Source organism: uncultured Porphyromonas sp. (genome assembly GCF_938046015.1).
In the GTDB taxonomy this organism is placed as follows: domain Bacteria; phylum Bacteroidota; class Bacteroidia; order Bacteroidales; family Porphyromonadaceae; genus Porphyromonas.
The window spans coordinates 38,022-60,057 of sequence record NZ_CALIXW010000007.1; the positions used below are offsets into that span (position 1 = coordinate 38,022).

Below are 22,036 nucleotides of genomic sequence, written 5' to 3' on the forward strand. Positions count from 1 at the left end.
AGAGGGGGAGGGGGCTGAGGGATATCCCTCAGCTCCTTGAGGGACGTCCATCAGGCGCGTGAGGGACATCAGTCAGGCCGCTGAGGGATATCCCTCAGTACGGCTCGGATAGGGTGCCCCGCTCGCTGCGCCCTCGGGGAGGGGAGGTGCGCCCCTGGGGTGAGGCCTACGGGAGCGGCCTTGGCGGCCAAGCTGAGGGGCAGGATGAGGCTCGAGAGTCAGCCGCAGCAAGGTGCAGTGGGGGACTTTTCGTATTTTTGCCCCATGCGCCAGATTGCTTGAATCCTCCCTAGCGCAGCACGATAGACGACCCAATGGCAAAGACTACCCCCAGCAGCAAGCAGGCTGCCCTGAGCGGCGACCGCCAGGATACGAGCACCAGCATCCTCCTTCACCACGTACGTGTCAATAACCTCAAGAATATAGACCTCGAGATCCCCCGCGGCAAGCTCGTCGTCGTCACCGGGGTTAGCGGCTCGGGCAAGAGTTCGCTGGCCTTCGACACGCTCTATGCCGAGGGGCAGCGCCGCTATGTGGAGAGCCTCTCGAGCTACGCCCGCCAGTTCGTCGGCCGCATGGCTAAGCCCGAGGCCGACTGGATCCGTGGGCTGCCGCCAGCCATCGCCATCGAGCAGCGTGTCGTCAGCCGCAATCCCCGCTCCACCGTAGCGACCTCGACCGAGATCTACGAGTATATGCGCCTCCTCTGGGCGCGTGTGGGGAAGACCATCTCCCCGATCTCGGGGCAGGAGGTGCGTAAGCATACCGTCCCCGATGTGCTGGGCTACATTCGTCAGCTGCCCGTGGGGAGCCGTGTCTACCTCATCACGCCGCTCATCCTGCCGAAGGGGCGTAAGCTCGCCGCCCACCTCGAGATCCAGCTGCAGCAGGGCTACAGCCGTCTGTGGCGCAGTGATCAGGGCGTCGTGCCCATCGACGAGGCGCTCGTATGGCCCGACAAGGAGGCCAAGAACTGCTGGCTGCTCATCGACCGCCTCGCCGTGGGGGATGACCTCAGTGCGGTGGACCGCCTCGGGGAGTCGGTAGAGACGGCCTTCTTCGAGGGACGCGGTAGCTGTAGCCTCGCCGTAGAGCGTATGGAGGGCGGCGAGCGCCAGGAGGCCGTGCTGGTGCCCTTTAGCAATGTCTTCGAGGCCGACGGGCGCGTCTTCCAGGAGCCGAGCCCCGAGATGTTCAGCTTCAATAATCCCATAGGTGCCTGCCCCGAGTGTGAGGGCTTCGGCATGGTCGTCGGCATCGATGAGCGCCTGGTGATCCCCGATCCCACACTCTCGGTCTACGAGGATGCCGTAGCCTGCTGGCGGGGTATGGTCTCCTCGGAGTGGAAGAACTTCTTCATCAGTCTATCGGATCAGGAGGGCTTCCCCATTCACAAGCCCTACAAGGACCTCACGGCTCGGCAGCGTGAGCAGCTGTGGGAGGGCCTGCCGAGTAAGCAGTACGGCCCCGTAGGGATCAACCCCTACTTCGCTGCCCTGCGTAGCCAGCTGCACAAGATCCAGAACCGCGTCCGCATCGCCCACTTCACGGGCAAGACGGTATGCCCGAGCTGCCACGGTGGACGCCTCAAGCCCGATGCCCTCTGCGTGCAGGTGGGCGGGAAGAACATCGCCGAGGTCGTCAGCCTGACCCTCTGGGAGGCACGGCGCTTCTTCGATGAGCTGGAGCTAAGTCCCGCGGATCAGCTCATCGCCAAGCGCCTCCTGCACGAGATACGCTCCCGCCTCGGCTTCCTCGACGAGGTAGGCCTCGGGTACCTCACCCTAGACCGCCTCTCCAATAGTCTCTCGGGCGGGGAGAGCCAGCGCGTGACCCTCGCGACCCAGCTCGGCAGTAGCCTCGTCGGCTCGCTCTACGTGCTCGACGAGCCCAGCATAGGCCTGCACCAGCGCGACACCGAGCGGCTGATACGCGTCGTCAAGCGTCTGCGTGACCTGGGGAATACGGTGGTCGTCGTCGAGCACGATGAGGAGATGATGCGCGCCGCCGACTACATCGTGGACATAGGCCCCGATGCGGGTATCCACGGCGGCCAGGTCGTCTACGCAGGCGATGCCTCGGCCATCACGCGCGAGACGCCTGGCTACACGGCGGCCTACCTCACGGGGCGCGAGCAGATCCCTCTGCCCAGCGTGCGCCGCGGCTGGACGAGCTTCCTCGAGGTCAAGGGCGCCCGTCGGCACAACCTCAAGGAGGTGGATGTGCGCTTCCCTCTGCATACGCTCACCGTGGTCAGTGGCGTCAGTGGCTCGGGCAAGAGTACGCTGGTGCGTGACCTCTTCTACGAGGGCGTCAGCCGCAAGCTAGGACGCGAGCCCATGACGGAGCTCGAGCTCACCTCCATCACGGGCGACTGGCGCGAGATCGAGCAGGTGGAGTACGTGGACCAGAACAACATCGGCCGCAGCTCCCGCTCCAATCCCGTGACCTACGTCGGTGCCTTCGACACCATACGTGACCTCTACGCGGGCCTCCCCCTGTCCAAGCAGATGGGCTACAAGCCCTATTACTTCAGCTTCAATAAGGAAGGCGGACGCTGCGAGACCTGTCAGGGCGCTGGTGAGATCACCATCGAGATGCAGTTCATGGCCGATATTCACCTCACCTGCGAGGCTTGCGGCGGCAAGCGCTTCCGCAAGGAGCTCCTCGAGGTCGAGTACTGCGGGACGAATATCTCCCAGCTGCTGGAGCTGAGCGTCGACGAGGCCGTGGACTTCTTCGCCGAGCACCGTGAACAGTCCCCTCTCTCGGATCGCATCATCAATCAGCTGCGTCCGCTGCAGCGCGTAGGCCTCGGCTACATCAAGCTCGGGCAGTCGGGCTCCACGCTCTCGGGCGGGGAGAACCAGCGTGTCAAGCTCGCCTACTACCTCGGTAAGGGGAAGAAGTTGCCGACGCTCTTCATCTTCGACGAGCCGACCACGGGCCTGCACTTCCACGATATACGCACGCTGCTGGGCTCGCTGGAGGCACTGGTCGACCAGGGGCACTCGGTGATCGTGGTCGAGCACAACCTCGAGGTCATAAAGGCTGCAGACTGGGTCATCGATCTCGGCCCCGAGGGGGGTAAGGGTGGTGGCTACATCGTGGCCGAGGGGACGCCCGAGGAGCTGGCCGCCCATCCCGACTCGGCTACGGGACGCTACCTCCGTCCGCTGCTGGAGGCGACAGGTAGCGTGCTGAAGGCTCGCTAAGGCGGCGCTGCCCCGCTGGGGTGTAGTGCTCGTCCGCTGGGGAGTAGTTATCCAAAAAAACAAGCCCTATAAGGGCGTCCGCGCTGAGGCTCAGCGTGTGGGACGCCCCTATAGGGCTTAGCTGTCTTATGTCGATAGGTGGGGTGAGTTTTCTTATAGTATATTTCCCCGAATCTTATATTAGTTTTCGCTAGATCTTATATCATTTTCTGTGACTTCTTATATTATTTTCTTCCGCATCTTATATCACTTAGCTCCCTCTCCCTAGGCTCGGAGCGTGCCGCGCCTTAGCTCGGGGCTGCCTCCCTCCTTGCGCTTGGTAGCCTTCCCCTTATCCCTCGGCAAGCTCCCTCCGCGCGCTCGGCAGTCTCCGTGAGGCTGCTGCCCTAGCTCAGCTTTACCCTTGCTCGGCCTGCCGAGCCTCCTCGGGGTGCGCTGCTACACCTATGTAGCTAGCTATATATAGGTATAGAAAAGGGATCTTCCTCTTGGTTGTGGCTATTCTATACCTACTTGTAGGGAGCTGTGTTGGGACGATTACGCCTTTTTTTCGCCAATAATGGTGCTTCATATACCTAATTGAGTTATCTTTGTAGCGGCAAGGCACTGCCTAGCGCCTAGGCTCTGCTTAGGGGATACCACGGAGCCTACTGCACCTCGGCTCTATAGCGCCTGCCGACAAGGTCATAAACTAAGTAGAATCAAACTAATAAGAAACTCTATGTCGTGGTTAATCAAATCCTCGATCGGCCGTAAGCTCGTGATGAGTATCTCAGGACTTGCGCTGATCCTGTTCCTGACCTTCCACATGTCGATGAATCTGGTAGCTCTCTTCAGCGAGGAGGGCTATAACGCGGTATGTGAATTCCTCGGAGCTAACTGGTACGCACTGGTAGCCTCAATGGGGCTGGCCGCACTCTTCGTCGTGCACATCGTCTATGCCTTCATCCTGACGCTGCAAAACCTCAAGGCACGTGGCAACGACCGCTACGCCGTCATCGACAAGCCTAAGGGCGTCGAGTGGGCCTCGCAGAACATGATGGTACTCGGTGTCGTCGTCGTCCTCGGGCTCCTGCTGCACCTCTTCAACTTCTGGGCGAAGATGCAGCTGGCAGAGCTCCTCGGGCAGCATGACCTCGGGATCGCGGGCGTCAGCGGGCCTACCGACGGTGCTGGCCTTATCCGCTATACCTTCTCTAATCCTATCTTCGTAGTCCTCTACCTCGTATGGCTGGGTGCTCTGTGGTTCCACCTCTCGCATGGCTTCTGGAGCTCGCTGCACACCATCGGCTTCGATAACAAGATCTGGTTCGAGCGCCTGCGTTGCATCTCCAATGTCTACACGACGATCATCGTCCTCGGCTTCGCAGTCGTGGTCGTATGGTACTACCTGCAGAGTCTCTGCGGTGGGGTCTGCCCCTTCTAATGCCTGTAGTTATCCACTCCAGTACCTATATATAGCATATGTCTAAGATAGATTCCAAGATCCCTGCCGGCCCATTAGCTGACAAGTGGACAAATTATAAAGACCATCAGAAGCTCGTCAACCCCGCCAACAAGCGCCGCCTCGACATCATCGTCGTCGGTACCGGGCTCGCTGGTGCATCGGCTGCCGCATCGCTGGCAGAGATGGGCTTCAACGTGCTGAACTTCTGCATCCAGGACTCGCCCCGTCGTGCGCACTCCATCGCTGCACAGGGGGGGATCAACGCTGCTAAGAACTATCAGAATGACGGGGACTCGGTCTACCGCCTCTTCTACGATACGATCAAGGGGGGGGACTACCGTGCTCGTGAGGCCAACGTCTACCGCCTGGCAGAGGTTGCTAATAATATCATCGACCAGTGCGTAGCACAGGGCGTACCCTTCGCTCGTGAGTACGGCGGTCTCCTGGATAACCGTTCCTTCGGGGGTGCTCAGGTATCACGTACCTTCTATGCCCGCGGTCAGACGGGACAGCAGCTGCTGCTCGGCGCTTACTCCGCCCTTAGCCGTCAGGTCGGCAAGGGCTCGGTCAAGCTCTACACGCGCCACGAGATGCTCGACGTCGTCATCATCGACGGACGTGCCCGAGGGATCATTGCCCGTAACCTCGTGACGGGTAAGATCGAGCGCTTCGCAGCACACGCCGTCGTCATCGGTACGGGCGGCTACGGTAATGCCTTCTTCCTCTCGACGAACGCTATGGCCTCCAACGGCTCGGCTGCCTGGCAGTGCTACAAGAAGGGCGCCTACTTCGCGAACCCCTGTATGGCCCAGATCCACCCGACCTGCATCCCCGTACACGGAGAGTTCCAGTCCAAGCTGACGCTGATGTCCGAGTCGCTGCGTAACGACGGCCGCATCTGGGTACCCAAGAATATCGAGGATGCCAAGAAGTTGCAGGCAGGTACGCTCCGCCCCACCGAGATCAAGGAAGAGGATCGTGACTACTACCTCGAGCGCCGCTACCCTGCCTTCGGGAATCTCGTGCCTCGTGACGTGGCGAGCCGCGCGGCCAAGGAGCGCTGCGACGCTGGCTATGGGGTCAACAACACCGGCCTAGCCGTCTTCCTCGACTTCTCCTCCGCCATCCAGCGCCTGGGTAAGGACGTCGTAGAGGCCCGCTATGGTAACCTCTTCCAGATGTACGAGAAGATCACCAACGACAATCCCTACGAGACGCCGATGATGATCTACCCTGCCATCCACTACACCATGGGCGGTATCTGGGTAGACTACGAGCTGATGACCTCCGTGCCCGGGCTCTTCGCTATCGGGGAGGCCAACTTCTCTGACCACGGTGCCAACCGCCTCGGGGCTTCGGCACTGATGCAGGGTCTGGCTGACGGCTACTTCGTCCTGCCGTACACGATCCAGAACTATCTGGCGGACCAGATCCAGGTTCCCCGCTTCAGCACGGACCGTCCAGAGTTCGACGAGGCAGAGAAGGGCATCCAGGACCGCATCGCTCGCCTGATGAGCATCAAGGGCTCACAGTCTGTCGACAGCCTGCACAAGAAGCTCGGCCACATCATGTGGGACTTCGTCGGCATGGGTCGTGAGCGCGAAGGCCTAGAGAAGGCAATCGTAGCGCTCAAGGAGCTGAAGAAGGAGTTCTGGAGCGACGTGCGCATCCCCGGTAAGGCTGATGACCTCAACGTCGAACTGGAGAAGGCACTGCGACTGGCTGACTTCATCGAGATCGGCGAACTGATGGCCCGCGACGCTCACGACCGTGAGGAGAGCTGCGGTGGTCACTTCCGCCTCGAGCACCAGACGCCTGAGGGCGAGGCTCTGCGTCACGATGACCAGTTCGCCTACGTCTCCTGCTGGGAATACCAGGGCGAGGATCAGGATCCCGTCCTCCTCAAGGAGCCTCTGGACTACGAGTTCGTCGTCCGTCAGCAGCGTAACTACAAGAACTAACCCCAAGCCACTCAATCGGTACAATGGACAAGAATATCAATATCAAGGTAAAGGTCTGGCGCCAGCGCGGTCCCGAGGCAAAGGGTGCGTTTGAGCTGTATGACCTCAAGAATATATCCCAGGGCAGCTCGTTCCTAGAGATGCTCGACATCCTCAATGAGCAGCTGGTACGCGAGGGCAAGGAGCCCGTCGTCTTCGACCACGACTGCCGTGAAGGGATCTGCGGTATGTGCTCGCTCTACATCAATGGGCACCCCCACGGGCCCGATGATAGCATCACGACTTGCCAGCTCCACATGCGTCGCTTCGACGAAGGGGACACGATCACCATCGAGCCTTGGCGCTCGGCGGGCTTCCCCATCATCCGTGACCTTATGGTAGACCGCTCGGCCTACGACAAGATCATCCAGGCGGGGGGCTTCGTATCGGTCAATACGGGTGGTGTGCCTGACGCCAACGCGATCGCCATCCCCAAGGCGGATGCTGATATGGCTATGGACGCTGCTGCCTGCATCGGCTGTGGCGCCTGCGCTGCGGCATGTAAGAACGGCTCGGCTATGCTCTTCGTCTCGGCGAAGGTCAGCCAGCTCGCACTCCTGCCTCAGGGTCGTGTCGAAGCTGCTCGCCGTGCTAAGGCGATGGTCGCGAAGATGGACGAACTGGGCTTCGGGAACTGTACCAACACCCGTGCCTGCGAGGTAGAGTGCCCCAAGAACATCTCTATCTCGAACATCGCGCGCCTCAACCGCGAGTTCCTCTCCGCTAAGTTCAAGGACTAGTCCGACGTAGCATGCGCCGCCTGTGCGGCTAGTGCTGCCTCCCAATACCAGCCGCGCCTGCGACCATCTCCGATGGCTGCAGGCGCGGTTCTTTTTTGTGCCTCGGGGAGCGAGCTCGCTCCTCGAGACTTGTCGTAGTGGGGCAGTGGAAAAGGGTGGAAGGGGAGGAGGTGAATGTCGAGGCTAAGGGGTGCTGCTGTACCTGCTGCGGCTGGGTGATCTTCGGATATAAGGTGTTGGGCTGCTCGTCCCGAGGCTGGGTGAGTTTGTGGCCTAAGGCTGGACTTACTCCTTGCACTAGGGTAGGTGCTAAGGAATAATGGTAGCCTTGGTCGTCACGAAATGGAAGCCTTGGCTCGCTCGCAGCTGGGGATGCAGCTTCGTAACGGGTGGAAAGGAAGGCGGGTTAAGTTGGCCGTGCGTGCTGAATTAAGGGGGAGTGTGCAGGAGCGGAAGGGGCAAGAAGGCCGAGCGAGGAGCGTGCTAGGGGCGGGAGATGAGGAAGGCGTAGGCGAGAAGCTCGGTGCCCGACTCTTCGCATCGGATGGAGAGGAGGTAGGAGCTACCCGCGGGGAGGCCGAGGCGGTCGAAGAAGCTCCGTGGCTCGGTGCAGAGGACGTCCAGCCAAGCGTGGCTTCCGCTGCTCTCGCCCTGATGGATCGTTTGCCCCGTGAGCTCGTAGACGATCCAGCTGCAGCGGGCCGCGGGGTGCTGCTCCAGCCAGCTGCGGAGTGCCCGTGGACTACGCTCCTCCGTCTCGGCCTCTAGTTCGCCCCGACCTCCCGTACTGGGGGGCTTGGGCTGCTGCTGGCGCTGGAGGCTGACACTATTGGGCTGTCCAGGGCTGGCATAGCCTGCTGCGGCCAGCGCGGGGAGCCACTGCGCCGACTCCCAGGGGGCGCTAAGATCGACCCGCTCCCAGGCGACATCCTTCTTCGTCTTGAGCCCTCGCGGGAGGCTGCTGTTGTCGTAGGCAAACTTATCCACCACGAGTTCCTCGCCCTCCTTGATCAGCGCGACGACACCCCGACTATTGACTAGGCGCGGCAGGGCAAGGCGGAGGACTTGGTCTGGCGCGAGGCGAGGATAGCGCTCGGTGAGGCGCTGGGGCTCGGCGCAGAGGACGATGTAGCTGTGTGGCGGGAGCTTGACGTCGGGGAGACGGACGCCCTGGACGCGCGTCTCCTCCTTGCCGACGGCGAGTAAGTAGTCCCCGATCGGGCAGGGCTGATCGCTCGGGTTGTAGAGCTCGACGTACTCGGCGCTCGCGGGGCTGGGTGCGGCCATCACTTCGCTGAGTAGGGGATGCGCTAGGGCGAGTTGGGGGAGGGCGAGCCCGAGGCTAAGGAGGAGACTGCGGGCGTGCATGGTGTGGGTCATGTGATAGAAGGTAAAGCAGTAGGTCAGAGGTAAGGTCGAGCAAGCTATGTGCCTGCTGCAAGCTACGCGAGGGATATCCCTCAGCGGGCTGACTGATAGCTCTCAGGCGTGTGAGGGACGTCCCTCAGTCTCGTGACTGATATCCCTCAGAGGGCCTCCCCCTTGTGGTGGCCTTTTGCTGAGAAGAGGGCGCCCTTCGCCTAGATCAAGGTAAGGGAGGTGATGAGGAAGGTATTGGCGGTCAGCTTGGATGCTGCTAGGGCTCGCGGCGAGATGCCCTAACGAGGCTCGAGGAGCAAGGCGCGGACGCCTTAGTCCTCCTTGGTCGGGGCGTCCTCGGGTGCGGCGTCCTTGGGCGGACTTGAGGCTCGGGGGTGGGCGGCGTAGAGCTTGCGCAGCTGCTCGAAGGAGGTATGCGTGTAGCGGACGGTGGTGGAGACGGAGTTGTGCCCCATCAGTTCGCGTAGCAGCGTGAGGTCGCCCCCAGCGTTGAGCATGTCGGTGGCGAAGGAGTGGCGCAGGGCGTGGGCTCCGCGACGGGTGAGCTTCGGCACCTCGCTTAGGGTGGCGTGCACCACGCGGTAGATGGCGCCGTCGGAGAGGGGCTTGCCCCGCGAGGAGAGGAGGAAGTGCGGGCTGTGGCCGAAGATCTGGGTGCGCTCGCGCCGCCAGTGCTCGATGGCCTCCGCCAGCTGCTCGCCGAAGGGTACGATACGCTCCTTGCGCCCCTTACCCAGCACCTTGAGCTGACGCTGTCGGGTGTCGACATCGCTGTCGGCGAGGCCTGCCAGTTCGCTGCGTCGCAGCCCGCACTCGTAGAGCATCGCCAGGATCAGGCGGTCGCGTACGGCCTGCCAGTCCTCGGTCTGCTCTTGAGGCTCGTCGATGAGGCGGTTGAGCTCCTCGGTGGGGACGTAGACGGGGAGGGGTTTGTCGGCCTTCGGGGGGCGCAGCTGCTGGATGGGGCTTCGGCGTATGATGCCGAGCTTGAGCAAGTAGCGGTAGAAGCTCTTCACCGAGGAGAGGTATTTGCCCACGGAGGAGGCCTTGACCCCTGCATCGAGGCTGGAGGAAAGCCAGCCGCGCACCAGGTCGAGGTCGCCCTCGCTCGGGGTGAAGGGCTCGGAAAGGCACTCCTCGGCATAGCGGCGGTAGCGCTCCAGGTCACGGCTGTAGCTGGACACCGTCCTGGGGGAGGCGTCCAGCTCGTAGCGCAGGTAGTCCTCGAAGCGCTGGAAGAGATCGGGCTCGGTACTCATCGGAGGGGTCGGGGAAAAGGGTAGGCGAGGGACGAAGGGCGGCCAAGGCAGGGCGCTTCGTCCAAGCCTAAGCCTTCGCGCAGCTAGGGGGCGACGCGGGTGAGGCTCCAGCTGCCATCCTCCTGCAACTCGTAGACGAAGCGGTCGTGCAGGCGGCTGTCGCGTCCCTGCCAGAGCTCGATGCGGTGGGGCGTCACGGCATAGCCTCCCCAGCTCTCGGGGCGGGGCACCTCGCGGCCGACGAACTTGAGGCTCTCGGCAGCAAAGCGCATCATGATCCACTCGCGCGAGGGGATAGGCTGGCTCTGTGGGGAGATGCGCGCGCCGATACGGCTCTTGTAGGGGCGCATCGCGAAGTAGGCGTCGCTCTCGGCGGCAGGGAGGCGCTCGATCGTGCCCTCGACGTGGATCTGACGCTCTAGCTCGTGCCAGAGGAAGGTCAGCGCTACGCGTGGGTTGGCGGCGATCTGTTGCCCCTTGCGGCTCTCGTAGCCGGTGTAGAAGACGAAGCGTCCGCCGAGGACTTCCTTCAGCAGGACGGTGCGTATACTGGGCTGGCCCTCGGGGCTCGCTGTGCCCACGAGCATGGCCGTAGGCTCGTAGACGCGGCTCTCTATGGCCTCGTGTAGCCAGCGCTCTACCATGGGGAGGGGCTCGGCGGGGAGCTCGCTGCGGCTCAGGCTGCGGCTGGAGTACTCGCGTCGGATATGCTCGAGGTGAAGATCTTCGTTCATGTCTGTCCTTGGTCTAGGTAGGGGAGCAAAGCAAGCAGGGGATAGCACCGAGCGCTCGGTGCTATCCCCTGCCTATGCTGGTCGCTATTAGATGAAGGTGGCGAACTCCTCCATAGAGTTGCGCACCTTCTTCATCTGGCCCAGCCAGTCGCGCTCGGGATCAGCGTAGCCTAGGTAGAGGAGGCAGACGCTGCGTAGGCCCTTGGAGGGCAGGTCAAGCAGCTCATCGACGAGCTTGGGGTCGAAGCCGCCGATGGGCGTGCTATCGATGCGGAGCTCTGCAGCCTGTGCCAGCGCCATCCCCAGGGCGATGTAGGCCTGGTTCGCAGCGTGCTGGTACTGCTCCTCCTTGTCCATCTCGCCGAACTTCTCCTTGAGCATGTCTGTGTAGCGCTTGAAGCGTCCGCGCACCAGCCCGCGCTCGTCGGTCGTCAGGTCATAGATGGCGTCGATGCGCTCGGGCGTGTATTCGTCCCAGGCGGCGAAGACGATGACGTGGGAGCACTCACGCATGCAGTCGGGGTTGAGGGCGCCTGCGACCATCTTCTCCTTGAGGTCCTGGTCGCCGACGACGATGAGGCGGAACTGCTGCAGCCCCGAGGAGGTGGGGGCGAGGCGTGCGGCCTCGACGATCTTCATCAGATCCTCCTGGGAGAGCTTCTTCGTGGGGTCGTATGCCTTGACGGCGTGCCGCCAGTGTAGGTCTTCGATAAGTGACATAGTCTACTGTATTTAATGATGGATGATGTAGTCTAGGGAAGAGGCCGCGGTCGGGGCGGGCTAGAGGTGCTGGGGGTGGTCCTGCTCGACGTAGTCGATGAAGGCCTTGTTCACCAGATGGGAGCCGCCAGGGGTGGGGTAATCGCCGCTGAAGTACCAGTCGCCGTGATGGTGCGGGATGGCCTCATGCAGCCCCTCGAGGCTCTGGAAGATCAGCTCGACCTCGGCACGAGTGTCTTCGGGGCGCAGGAGCTCGACCATCTTGGCCGAGATCTCCTCGGGGCTGAAGGGGGCGTAGATCGTCTTGACGACATTCTCTACCTCCTCCGTCTCGGGGCGCTGGCGCAGCTCGAGGGCACGCTGGTACTGCTGCTCGATGAGGGCCTCCATACCGCGCTCCTTGATCAAGGCGATGGCGGCGCGAAAGGCGATGAACTCCTTCATCTTGCTCATGTCAATGCCGTAGTAGTCGGGGTAACGTACCTGCGGGCAGCTGGAGACGATGACGATCTTGCGTGGGGAGAGGCGGTCGAGGATGCCGATGATGCTTTGGCGCAGGGTCGTCCCACGGACGATGCTGTCGTCGATGACCACGAGGCTATCGAGGCCAGGGCGTACCGTGCCGTAGGTGATGTCGTAGACGTGGGCGGCGAGCTCATTGCGGCTCTTGCCCTCGGAGATGAAGGTGCGGAGCTTGATGTCCTTGATCGCGACCTTCTCGCTGCGGATGCTCAGGGCTAGGATCTGACGTAGCTCCTCGGTGCTCAGCTGACGGCCTGACTGCAGCAGGCGTAGCTTCTCCTCGTTGAGGTGGGCGTTGAGTCCCTCGAGCATGCCGTAGTAGGCGACCTCGGCGGTGTTGGGGATGAAGGAGAAGACCGCGTGCTCGAGGTCTCCGTCCAGGGCGCGGAGGATGGCGGGTGTGAGCAGGCGGCCGAGGGCCTTACGCTCCTGGTAGATGTCCTTATCACTGCCGCGGGAGAAGTAGATGCGCTCGAAGGAGCAGGCCTGCTGCTGCCGTGGGGGGACGATCTGCTCGAGACGTACCTCGGCCTGGCGATTCACCAGGAGCGCCTGCCCGGGCAGCAGCTCCTGGACCTGCTCGCTGGCGATATTCATCACCGTCTGGATGACGGGGCGCTCGGACGCCAGCACGACGATCTCCTCATCTATATAGTAGAAGGCGGGGCGTATGCCCCAGGGGTCGCGCATGGCATAGCTCTCGCCGCTGCCTGTCTGCCCGCACATGACGAAGCCTCCGTCCCATAGCGGGGCGCACTGGCGCAGGACGTTCGCCATGTCGATACGCTCCTCGATGTAGTGAGTGATGTCCATGCCCTCGAGGCCGAAGGTACGGCTCTGGACGAAGAGACGCTCTACCTCGCGGTCGAGGCGGTGCCCGATCTGCTCCAGCAGGATGTGCATGTCGGAGACGTGACGCGGGTGCTGGCCTACGGAGGTGATGGCGTCGAAGATCTGTGAGACGTTGGTGAGGTTGAAGTTACCGCAGATCGTCAAGCACTTGGCCCGCCAGTTATTGCGGCGGATCATGGGATGGACGAAGGTCAGGCCGCTCTTGCCCGTGGTGCTGTAGCGCAGGTGTCCCATCATGCAGTTGCCAGCATAGGGGAGGCGCTCCTCGGCGTAGATGGGGTCAGTGAGCTGCTCGCGGGGAACGGCTCCGAGTGTGCTGTGCACGGTGTCGAAGATCTCCTGGATGGCTCCTGTGCCCTCGGCGCGCTCACGGAAGAGGTACTCCTCACCGGGCTGGGTGCCGAGCTTGACCACGGCGAGGCCTGCACCCTCCTGCCCTCGATTGTGCTGCTTCTCCATCAGGAGATACAGCTTGTTGAGTCCATACATCCAGGTGCCGTACTTCTCCTGATAGTAGGAGAGGGGCTTGCGAAGGCGTATCATGGCTACGCCACATTCATGCTTGAGCGGTTCCATCGTCGGTCTGTCCTTTGGCGCTTGTCTCTTAGTGTTTAGGTCAGCAAGCGGCAGCTGCTCGCCCTCGGTAGGGCTGGAGTAGCGTGCCGCTTGCTGTCATTGGGCTTATCTAGGGATTGAGGTGTCTGTCTTGTCCTTGAGGAAGGCTAGCGCTTGCGCTGTGCCTTGCGCTGCTGCTCCTGCTGTAGGCGCTGTGCCTCCTCGAGGCGCTGCATCCACTTGCTCTTCTTGCGAGGCTTCTTCTTGTTCTCCTCCAGCTGCGCCAGGAGCTTGTCCTCGTTGAGTGTCCAGCGGAAGGCGAAGTACTGCGCGATGGTGATGAGCGTGGAGACGAAGTAGTAGTAGCTCAGCGCCGAGGCGTTCTGGTTGAACATGAAGAAGAACATGATGCTCATGATGTAGGGCATCATCTGCATCCCGGCCATACCCTCGCCCGAGGTCGGGGACTGCGTCATCGTATAGCGGGTATAGACGACGTTGGTCACGGTCATCAGCAGACAGAAGAGGCTGAGGTGGTTGCCGAGGAAGGAGGAGATGATGGGGATGTTGGCATTCCACGATACGATGGCGTCGTAGGTGGAGAGGTCATCCGCCCAGAGGAAGCCCTGGCCGCGCAGCAGGATGGATGTAGGGAAGTACATGTAGAGCGCGATGAGGAAGGGCATCTGTAGCAGCATCGGCAGGCAGCCACTCATGGGGCTGGCTCCGGCCGAGCGGTAGAGGTTCATCGTCTCCGTCTGGCGCTTCATCATGGCCTCCTGCTCCTTGCCGGGGTACTTGGCATTGATGGACTCGATCTGTGGGCGTAGGACGCGCATCTTGGCCTGCGAGAGGTAGCTCTTGTTGGTGAAGGGCCAGAGGAGCAGCTTGATGGCGAGCGTCATCAGGAAGATGATGAGGCCCCAGTTCGATAGATAGCGGGAGAGGAAGGTCACCAGCGGGATGATCATGTACTGATTGATCCAGCGGAAGAGGCTGATCCCGAGGTAGACGAGGTGATCCAGCTGGAGCTCCTCGCCTTCGACGGCACCAGCATCGTAGCCCTTGAGGAGCTCGTAGTCGTTGGGGCCGAAGAAGAAGGTAAGGGGAGCGGTAGGCTCGCTGTTGCGGAGGCTGAAGGGGATGGAGGTCTGGAGCTGTGCGCGGCGCACGTAGCCCGAGCCCTCGGCCTCAGCCTGTAGCGTCAGCTGGTTGCCCTCGAGGCCGCCCTGCTGCTGGATGAGCACGCTGCTGAAGTACTTGTCCTTGAAGGCTACCCACTGCAGGCGCTGCTGTACCTCCTGGTGCTCCTCGCTGCTGGTCTCTAGGCGCTCTACGTCTCCCTTAGGGAAGTGGTAGTAGATACCGCTGTACTGACCCTCGAACTTCCACGACTGCTCCTGCTGGGGCATACGCTGCGACCACTCGAGCTCCTGCATCGTCATGTTGGCAGGCAGGAGGTGATGGAGAGCCTTGCCCTCGAGGCGCAGCGAGAGGCGGTAGTCGTCCTTAGCTAGCGTATAGATGTAGTCAAGGTAGGCGGTCGAGTCGATGCGCATACGCAGCACGGCGCTGCTGTCGCTGTGGCTGACGAGCTCGAAGGAGGCGTCGGCTGTGTTGACGATCGTATTCGACAGCGTGCGTAGGGGGAGGTTGAGGCGCGCGTCGCCCTTACGGAAGAGCTGCACGGGCTTCTTGGCCTGGTCCTTATACTTGGCTAGCGTAGCCTCTATGGGGGCGGCTCCCTTGGTGGAGAGCTTGACCGAGAGCAGTGCATTGCGTAGCTCTACGAGCTGCTCAGGCTGGGGCGTGAGGTAGGGGGGGCGCACGCTGGTGCTGTCAGCACTCGTCGTGGCGAGGGCCTGCTGCTGGTGGGCGGCGGGCTGTGCGGGCTTCTTGGCCGTGGCCTGCTCGCTGCGCTGACGCTCGGCGATCTGCTCCGGCGTGGGCTGCTGGAGCCAGGTGAAGCCGATGAGGACAAGCCCGATGAGGAGGGCTCCGATCAGTGTATTTCTATCCATTAATCTAACTAAGGCCTGCAGCCACCGCCCCGACGATCGAGGGGGCGGCGTGCTGTAGCACTAATACTATCTAAAGCCGTTTGTCGGCTCCTTTGTTCGCGTCCCTAGCCTAAGACCTCCGTGTGGTAGTCGATGGCTGCGCGGACGAAGCTCATGAAGAGGGGACTGGGGTGCAGCACCGTGCTGCTGTACTCGGGGTGGTACTGCACGCCGACGTACCAGCGATGCTCGGGGAGCTCGACCGTCTCGACGAGCCCCGTGTCGGGGTTCTCCCCAGCGCAGAGCATGCCCGCACGCTCGAAGTCCTCGCGGTACTGGCTGTTGAACTCGAAGCGGTGGCGGTGGCGCTCACGGACGAACTCCTTGCCGTAGGCCGCAGCGATCTTCGACCCAGGGCGTAGGACGCAGTCGTAGCCGCCGAGGCGCATAGAGCCGCCGAGCTCGGAGACCGTCTTCTGCTCCTCCATCAGGTCGACGACCTTGTGCGTCGAGGAGGGGTCGATCTCCGTGGTGTGGGCATCGGCCCAGCCGAGTACGTTGCGTGCGTACTCGATGACCATGCACTGCATGCCGAGGCAGATCCCGAGGGTGGGGATATTATGCTCGCGCGTGTAGCGCAGGGCGACGAACTTGCCCTCCACCCCGCGCGCACCGAAGCCGGGGGCGATGACGACGCCGTCGAGGCCCTCCAGCAGCTCGGCCACGTTCTCGGGCGTCACCTTCTCGCTGTGGATGGAGATGAGGCGGAGCTTGCGCCCGTTGTAGGTCGCTGCCTGCAGCAGGGATTCGTCGATGGACTTGTAGGCGTCCTGTAGCTCCACGTACTTACCTACGAGCCCGATGCGTACCTCCTCGGTGGCCTGCTCGCGCAGGGAGAGGAAGTGCTTCCAGGGCTTGAGCTCGGGCGTGGACTCCTCGGGGGTGATGCCGCACTTCTTCAGTACGATCTCGTCGAGGTGCTGTGCCTGCAGGGCCAGTGGTACCTGGTAGATGGTGGGGACGTCGACGCTCTGCACGACGCTCTCGGGGGAGACGTTGCAGAAGAGCGCGACCTTGCGCAGGATGTCGCTGCCGAGGCTGTGCTCGGTGCGCAGCACGAGGATGTCGGGCTGGATACCCACCTCCTGCAGCTGCTTGACGGAGTGCTGGGTGGGCTTGGTCTTGACCTCACCTGCGGCAGCGATGTAGGGCACGTAGGTCAGGTGCAGGCAGAGGCAGCTCTGCCCCAGCTCCCACTTCAGCTGGCGTACGCTCTCTAGGAAGGGTAGAGACTCGATGTCGCCGACGGTGCCACCGATCTCGGTGATGACGAAGTCGTACTGCTTCTTGAGGCCGAGCAGCTTGACGTTGCGCTTAATCTCGTCGGTGATGTGGGGGATGACCTGTACGGTCTTGCCGAGGTAGTCGCCCTGACGCTCCTTGCGGATGACGTTCTGGTAGATGCGTCCCGTGGTGATGTTGTTGGCGCGCGAGGTGGCTACATCGAGGAAGCGCTCGTAGTGCCCGAGGTCGAGGTCGGCCTCATGTCCATCGTCCGTGACGTAGCATTCGCCGTGCTCGTAGGGGTTGAGCGTCCCTGGGTCGATATTGATGTAGGGGTCAAACTTCTGTATCGTGACGCTGTAGCCACGTGCCTGGAGTAGCTTGCCCAGAGAGGCGGCTACGATCCCTTTACCCAGGGAGGAGACGACGCCTCCCGTGACGAAGATGTACTTTGTTTCCACTGCCGTTATGCGCTATATATAACAATGAGTAGTCGCTTGGGCGGGCTGCGGGGAGCCTTCGCTCACCTATCATCTACCCAAGATACGCCACAAAGATACATCATTGTCGTGAGTCCTAGCCCTCCGAGCGGCCTTGCCCGCCGTGCCTTCATAAGGCGCTTCCCGTGCTCTGCCCTCGCCCGCACCGAGCTGAGGGATGAGCTGCTCCGATGCTCCGCCTGGGCTCGCAGCACCGCGTGTCCTAAAGGGGGACGCGGTTTATTATATAATATCCCGACGAATATGATATTATTTTTGACCAAATGTTATATAACTTCTGCTCCGATATTATATAATATTCCTCGAGATATAATATTATTTTTCTCCCTCCCACCTAGCTGTCGGCTCCGCTTCACACGTGTCGCGCCTCCTTCCCACATAGCAGGATTTAGGTGGAGCCGAGAGGCTAAGGGCTGCAGCTTGTCCTTTGGAAGGCCTGTCCACAGGAGCCTAGGACTGCAGCCCCGAATGAGCCTTGGGCGGAGGCTGTTTTGTGTGGTGCAAAAGTTTGATGCGTGGAAGATGCTGCTTGTTAAAAATATTTATCGTAACTTCGCGCCCTAGAGAGCGTGCTTACTAACTGACTTCATCCTTCACCGTGCTTTACCAAGCAACTGGCAACTGGCGCAAGCCGTATGGAGTCCGTGGAAGTACTCTAAAAAAAGAAGATTACATTAGTCACTAAACAATCATTCAATGAAAGCAACAAGACCCCTACTATTGCTTGCTCTGTTGGCGGTATTTGGATCCTGCTCCAAGGCCACCGATGAGCCTGTAGCCCCAAGCCCTAGCTCCAGCGATCAGCCGCTCAAGATCGCCCTGAGCGGTGAGATCGAGATGCCCGAGGTCGATCCTCAGACGGCGCGCGACCTGATCCTGACGGAAGGGACAACCAGCTCTGGTAAGCGCATTATTAGTCCTTATTTCACCGATAGCCGCCTCCCTGCTATCCTCTGCATCTATGATGACTTCGGGGGGATGAGCCTCTCGCGTGTCTTCATCGATGTTACCCCTGCTACGAGCAGCAATGGTAAGACGGTAAGTCGCTTCCGCTACTATGGTGCCCTTGATCAGGGGAAGTTTAAGGTCCGCGGTGCGAACCAACAGTTCAAGTCTGGTGATAAGGTCTCCTACAAGCAAGATCCAACTAACTCTGGAGTCTACGTAGGCCTCTTCGTCGGTCTTGACCCTAATGGCGGTGAAGATACCTCCCTTAATATCGGTGAGGGTAGCATAAGCTATACCCACGGTGGCTGGGAAACCAAGCTCGGTCAAGCTGTAGACTATACGTCTGTCGGGCCTAACCGCAGTGCTACCCGCATCATCTTCGGTACGACGAGCGAGCGTAAGGGTACCGAAACTGTCGAGATTGCTGGAGAAAAGGTCACCCGTGTTCTCTATGAGCATCATCCTCTGAAGTTCGCTTTCGACAAGACCATCTTCGACAAGGCTCCTGATGCCCGTCATCCTAACCCTGACACCCGCGATAATGTCCTCACGGTAAATGACCTCAAGCTCACTATGCGCGGAGCCCTCCTCGAGGTCGAGGTAGAGAACTGGGGTACGGCTGGCGTCAATGTCGGTGGTGTACGTGTCGGCACATTCGGCGGTGGTAAGGTTGAGTTCTCTGCCCCTACCGCGAAGAAGATCACGCGTAAGAATCAGTACGGCCAGACGAATACCTTCTGGGAAGTAGATACGCCTCCTATGGTGACTCCCGCTACCACTACGGGGAAGTACGATATCAAGTTCTACGAATCTGTCCGTCTAGAGGGTAAGGATCCCAGAGGGGGGAATGTCGCTTCTATGAAGAAGATCGTCTACCTGCCCTTCGTCAACACCGTAACGGGCCGCAAGCAGATCCCAGGTACCCTCGAGATCTTCTACAATCAGACGACGGGTTCTACCGAGCAGAAGACGGTAAGTGCAGCTGTCCGTGCGCTGAAGAATCAGGGGATCCTTGTCACGAAGAAGTTCATGATTAACTAGTAATGAAGATACACGCAAGAGATATGAAGAAGCAAGTCTATACGCAGCCCGAGATCGAGCTCCTCAAGCTCCAGGGTGAGCCTAGTCTTCTCGTGGACTTCTCCGTCGGAGGCATCCTTGACGATATCGAGGATGCAGGGGAATGGGATGATAACACCTACGCTCCAGGCCAAGGCTGGTAGTCCTCTCCACACGAAGAAAGTAAAGAGCGCGGGGCGCTACCTCCATCTGGGGGTAGCGCCCCGCCTGCTTTAGGGAGCCGCCCACACCCGTCCTTGGCCTTGTCGCCCTGTGTGGGACGCCCTCGTCCCTCCACCTGCTGCGGGGCGCGAACTATCTCGGGGGACGGGCTGTTCTACCCACAGCTAAGTAGCTCACCTAAGACAAATAGAATATGGCAACAGTAACGTTCAAGAATCAGCTCACCGTCACCCTCAACGGTCAGCTCCCCGCCGTGGGCAGCCTCGCCCCTAACTTCGCCGCTACGCAGGCCGACCTCAGCGATGTCCACCTCGAGGACTGGCGTGGTCAGCGCGTCGTGCTCAACGTCTTCCCTAGCATCGATACGGGCGTCTGCGCTGCCAGCGTACGCCGCTTCAACGCCGAGGCTGCAGCGCTGGAGAATACCGCCGTCCTCTGCATCTCCAAGGATCTGCCCTTCGCCCTCAAGCGCTTCTGTGGCGCTGAAGGTCTAGACAAGGTCGTGCCCCTCTCCACCTTCCGCTGCAACTGCTTCACCGACGGCTATGGCCTGCTGCAGACGGATGGCCCGCTGCGCGGCCTGCTGGCCCGTGCCGTCGTCGTCATCGACACCGATGGCAAGGTCCTCTACACGGAGCTCGTCCCCGAGATCACCGAGGAGCCCAACTATGAGGCTGCGCTGGCTGTACTGAAGAAGTAAGTTCGCCCGCTGTGCGTTCTAATTAAGGCCAAGGGGCGGCACCACGATCGTGGTGCCGCCCCTTGGCCTTTTGCTTTCTTAATTAGGCGGGCGCCTTAGCTGGTCGTGCTAGGTGACAGCCTTAGCTCTCGGCTGCTAGAAGAGGTACTGCAGCCCCAGGAGTGCCGTGAGTGGCTGCTGTCGGTAGCCGTACCACTGGGTGGCGCCCGTCAGGAGCTGGGCGCGCAGCTCGGCCGTCAGGGAGAGGCGCGAGGAGACGCGGTAGGCGGCCTCGCCATGCAGGACGTGTAGGGGCTTGAGCCGCACTACCTGCCCCGCGAGGTCGTAGCTGCTCGTGGCGGTAGCGAACTCATAGCCCGCACGCAGCTGGGTGCGGGGGATGCTCTGCAGCTCGAGTAGTGCGGAGAGCGTCCACTCGGGGCGCCCCGTCAAGAGGTCGCTTGCCTGCTGGTAGTCCTTATGCTCGGCAGCCAGCGAGGCGGTGAAGAGCCCCTCGTGGCGGTAACTCAGTGCGGCCCCGATCGCTAGCGTCTGATAACCCGCATAGTAGGGGACGAAGCCCAGCGAGAGCGGAGCCGTGGCTCCCTGAGGTAGGACGACGTTGACCATGGAGACCGGACGCCACTGCGCGGCATGGCGGTGTGAGCTGTAGCCTACCCAGGCCTCAGCGCCGAAGCGATCCTCGAGCAGCGTCTTGGCCGAGAGCTTGACCCAGCTGCGGCGCTCCAGCAGCTCGGGGTAGCTGGTGGGGCTGAGGTAGGGCATCTCGCGGCTGAGGAGCTGCCCGCGGAGCTGAGCGTGGTGCTCGGCGTCGGACTCGAGGCGGAGGCTGAAGGCCGAGCCATAGCTAAGGCGGGCGTCGACCTTGGGGAAGAGGTAGAGCTGCGCCCCCGAGGGATCACTGCCGTTGGTGAGGCGTAGGCCCCCACGCAGGTCCCAACGCCAGTCGCCCGAGAGGTCGCCGTAGGAGATGTAGGGGGCGACGCTGAGGCTAGAGCGCGAGGCATCGGGCAGCGCCTGCTGCTGGCTCAGCTGCTGGTAGCTGGGGCGGTAGTAGCTGAGCGCCCCATAGATGCCGAGGCGCGCCGTGCTGGAGAGCCTGTGGGAGAGCTGCAGGGAGAGGTGTGGGGCGAGTTCGCTGGCCTCGTAGCTATAGCTCTGTACGAGGGCCTCGGTGTACTTCGTCGAGGCGTAGTCGAGGCTGAAGCCCAGGTCGTAGAGCCAGTCCTCAGAGGCGATCTCGGGAGTAGCCAGGCGTGCGCTTAGGCGGAAGTGCTGCGTGGCCTGCTCGGGGTCCTCGATAGTGGCCTGGGAGCCGAGAGGGCTCTGCGTGGGAGCCGTCTTCTGCTCGTAGGTAGCGCGTCCGTAGTAGTTGGTCTTGTAGCGGCCGAGCTCGGCTCCGAGCTCGAGGCTAGGCAGGTCGAAGCGGTGGAGGTAGCGGGCGCCGAGCAGCCACTGCTGCTGGCGGGCTGTCCCCTGACCAGCGAGGACGTCGTAGCCGAGGCGTGCCTGCGTCCAGTCGAAGCGCCCGAGGACGTCCAGCTCATCGCGCTCCTGGGCGAGGATGCGGTAGCCTGCCCCGAGGCGTAGGGTGGTGCTGACCCCGCCGCGGGCGGTGAGGTAGCCGCGCTGCTCGGAGCGGGCGAAGCCGCCCTGCATCGGGGCCAGCGCACGCAGCGGGCTCAGCAGAAGGTTAGCGCCGAGGCCTCTGTCCTCATAGCTATAGCGGGGCTCGCTGACGCGGGGCGCAGGTAGGCTCAGCGAGAGGTCTTGAGGCTGGCGCGTGGAGAGGGTCAGCTCCTCCTGCGTCATGACGGTGAGCTCGCGGCGCAGGGTGTCGGCACGCTTGGGGCTCTCTGTCTGTGCGCTCAGAGGGAGGGCAGCGCTGCCGCCGAGGATTAGGGCTAGGGGGAGGATATGCTGCTTCTTCATACTCAT

Annotated in this window: 15 protein-coding genes; 7 read left to right on the top strand and 8 right to left on the bottom strand. The window is 61.7% G+C overall.

The window, feature by feature from the left end; genetic code table 11:
• Window positions 1–314: 314 nt before the first annotated feature.
• From uvrA to Q0248_RS00930, 4 genes are all read left to right on the top strand, one after another.
• Window positions 315–3,215, top strand: coding sequence for an excinuclease ABC subunit UvrA (gene uvrA / locus Q0248_RS00915; RefSeq protein ID WP_299318647.1), 2,901 nt, complete (start codon window positions 315–317; stop codon window positions 3,213–3,215).
• Between the two features lie 721 nt (window positions 3,216–3,936).
• Window positions 3,937–4,641, top strand: a complete 705-nt coding sequence (locus Q0248_RS00920) for a succinate dehydrogenase/fumarate reductase cytochrome b subunit (RefSeq protein ID WP_299318649.1) — start codon at window positions 3,937–3,939, stop codon at window positions 4,639–4,641.
• Window positions 4,642–4,679: 38 nt separating this feature from the next.
• Window positions 4,680–6,623: a fumarate reductase/succinate dehydrogenase flavoprotein subunit gene (locus Q0248_RS00925; RefSeq protein WP_299318652.1), complete on the top strand. Its 1,944-nt coding sequence runs from the start codon at window positions 4,680–4,682 to the stop codon at window positions 6,621–6,623.
• Window positions 6,624–6,646: 23 nt separating this feature from the next.
• Window positions 6,647–7,402 carry a succinate dehydrogenase/fumarate reductase iron-sulfur subunit gene (locus Q0248_RS00930; protein WP_299318654.1) on the top strand — a complete coding sequence of 252 codons (756 nt, stop codon included), beginning with the start codon at window positions 6,647–6,649 and terminating at the stop codon, window positions 7,400–7,402.
• A gap of 483 nt (window positions 7,403–7,885) precedes the next feature.
• Here Q0248_RS00930 and Q0248_RS00935 read toward each other — a convergent pair whose 3' ends face one another.
• The 7 genes from Q0248_RS00935 to Q0248_RS00965 all read right to left on the bottom strand — a co-directional run bounded on the left by Q0248_RS00935 (window position 7,886) and on the right by Q0248_RS00965 (window position 17,169).
• The gene (locus Q0248_RS00935; protein ID WP_299318657.1) at window positions 7,886–8,782 is read right to left on the bottom strand and encodes a lamin tail domain-containing protein; all 897 of its coding nucleotides are present in this window, start codon (window positions 8,780–8,782) and stop codon (window positions 7,886–7,888) included.
• Window positions 8,783–9,093: 311 nt separating this feature from the next.
• Window positions 9,094–10,041 carry a tyrosine-type recombinase/integrase gene (locus Q0248_RS00940; RefSeq protein ID WP_299318660.1) on the bottom strand — a complete coding sequence of 316 codons (948 nt, stop codon included), beginning with the start codon at window positions 10,039–10,041 and terminating at the stop codon, window positions 9,094–9,096.
• A gap of 83 nt (window positions 10,042–10,124) precedes the next feature.
• A complete protein-coding gene (gene pdxH / locus Q0248_RS00945) occupies window positions 10,125–10,775 on the bottom strand; it encodes a pyridoxamine 5'-phosphate oxidase (RefSeq protein ID WP_299318662.1) in 651 nt (216 codons plus the stop codon).
• Window positions 10,776–10,862: 87 nt separating this feature from the next.
• Window positions 10,863–11,495 carry an NAD(P)H-dependent oxidoreductase gene (locus Q0248_RS00950; protein ID WP_299318665.1) on the bottom strand — a complete coding sequence of 211 codons (633 nt, stop codon included), beginning with the start codon at window positions 11,493–11,495 and terminating at the stop codon, window positions 10,863–10,865.
• A 60-nt stretch (window positions 11,496–11,555) separates the two neighbouring features.
• Window positions 11,556–13,445, bottom strand: a complete 1,890-nt coding sequence (locus Q0248_RS00955) for an amidophosphoribosyltransferase (protein ID WP_299318667.1) — start codon at window positions 13,443–13,445, stop codon at window positions 11,556–11,558.
• Between the two features lie 146 nt (window positions 13,446–13,591).
• Window positions 13,592–15,445: a membrane protein insertase YidC gene (gene yidC / locus Q0248_RS00960; RefSeq protein ID WP_299318670.1), complete on the bottom strand. Its 1,854-nt coding sequence runs from the start codon at window positions 15,443–15,445 to the stop codon at window positions 13,592–13,594.
• Window positions 15,446–15,549: 104 nt separating this feature from the next.
• Complete coding sequence (locus tag Q0248_RS00965) at window positions 15,550–17,169, bottom strand: CTP synthase (RefSeq protein WP_299318672.1); 1,620 nt, start codon at window positions 17,167–17,169, stop codon at window positions 15,550–15,552.
• Window positions 17,170–17,904: 735 nt separating this feature from the next.
• On the opposite strand from Q0248_RS00965, the gene Q0248_RS00970 reads away from it, so the two are divergent.
• The 3 genes from Q0248_RS00970 to tpx all read left to right on the top strand — a co-directional run bounded on the left by Q0248_RS00970 (window position 17,905) and on the right by tpx (window position 20,098).
• A complete protein-coding gene (locus tag Q0248_RS00970) occupies window positions 17,905–19,197 on the top strand; it encodes a hypothetical protein (RefSeq protein WP_299318674.1) in 1,293 nt (430 codons plus the stop codon).
• 23 nt (window positions 19,198–19,220) lie between these two features.
• Window positions 19,221–19,379: a hypothetical protein gene (locus Q0248_RS00975; RefSeq protein WP_299318677.1), complete on the top strand. Its 159-nt coding sequence runs from the start codon at window positions 19,221–19,223 to the stop codon at window positions 19,377–19,379.
• A 212-nt stretch (window positions 19,380–19,591) separates the two neighbouring features.
• Window positions 19,592–20,098 carry a thiol peroxidase gene (gene tpx / locus Q0248_RS00980; protein WP_299318679.1) on the top strand — a complete coding sequence of 169 codons (507 nt, stop codon included), beginning with the start codon at window positions 19,592–19,594 and terminating at the stop codon, window positions 20,096–20,098.
• A 135-nt stretch (window positions 20,099–20,233) separates the two neighbouring features.
• Here the strand turns inward: tpx and Q0248_RS00985 are convergent, their stop codons facing one another.
• The gene (locus tag Q0248_RS00985; RefSeq protein ID WP_299318681.1) at window positions 20,234–22,030 is read right to left on the bottom strand and encodes a hypothetical protein; all 1,797 of its coding nucleotides are present in this window, start codon (window positions 22,028–22,030) and stop codon (window positions 20,234–20,236) included.
• Window positions 22,031–22,036: the final 6 nt, after the last annotated feature.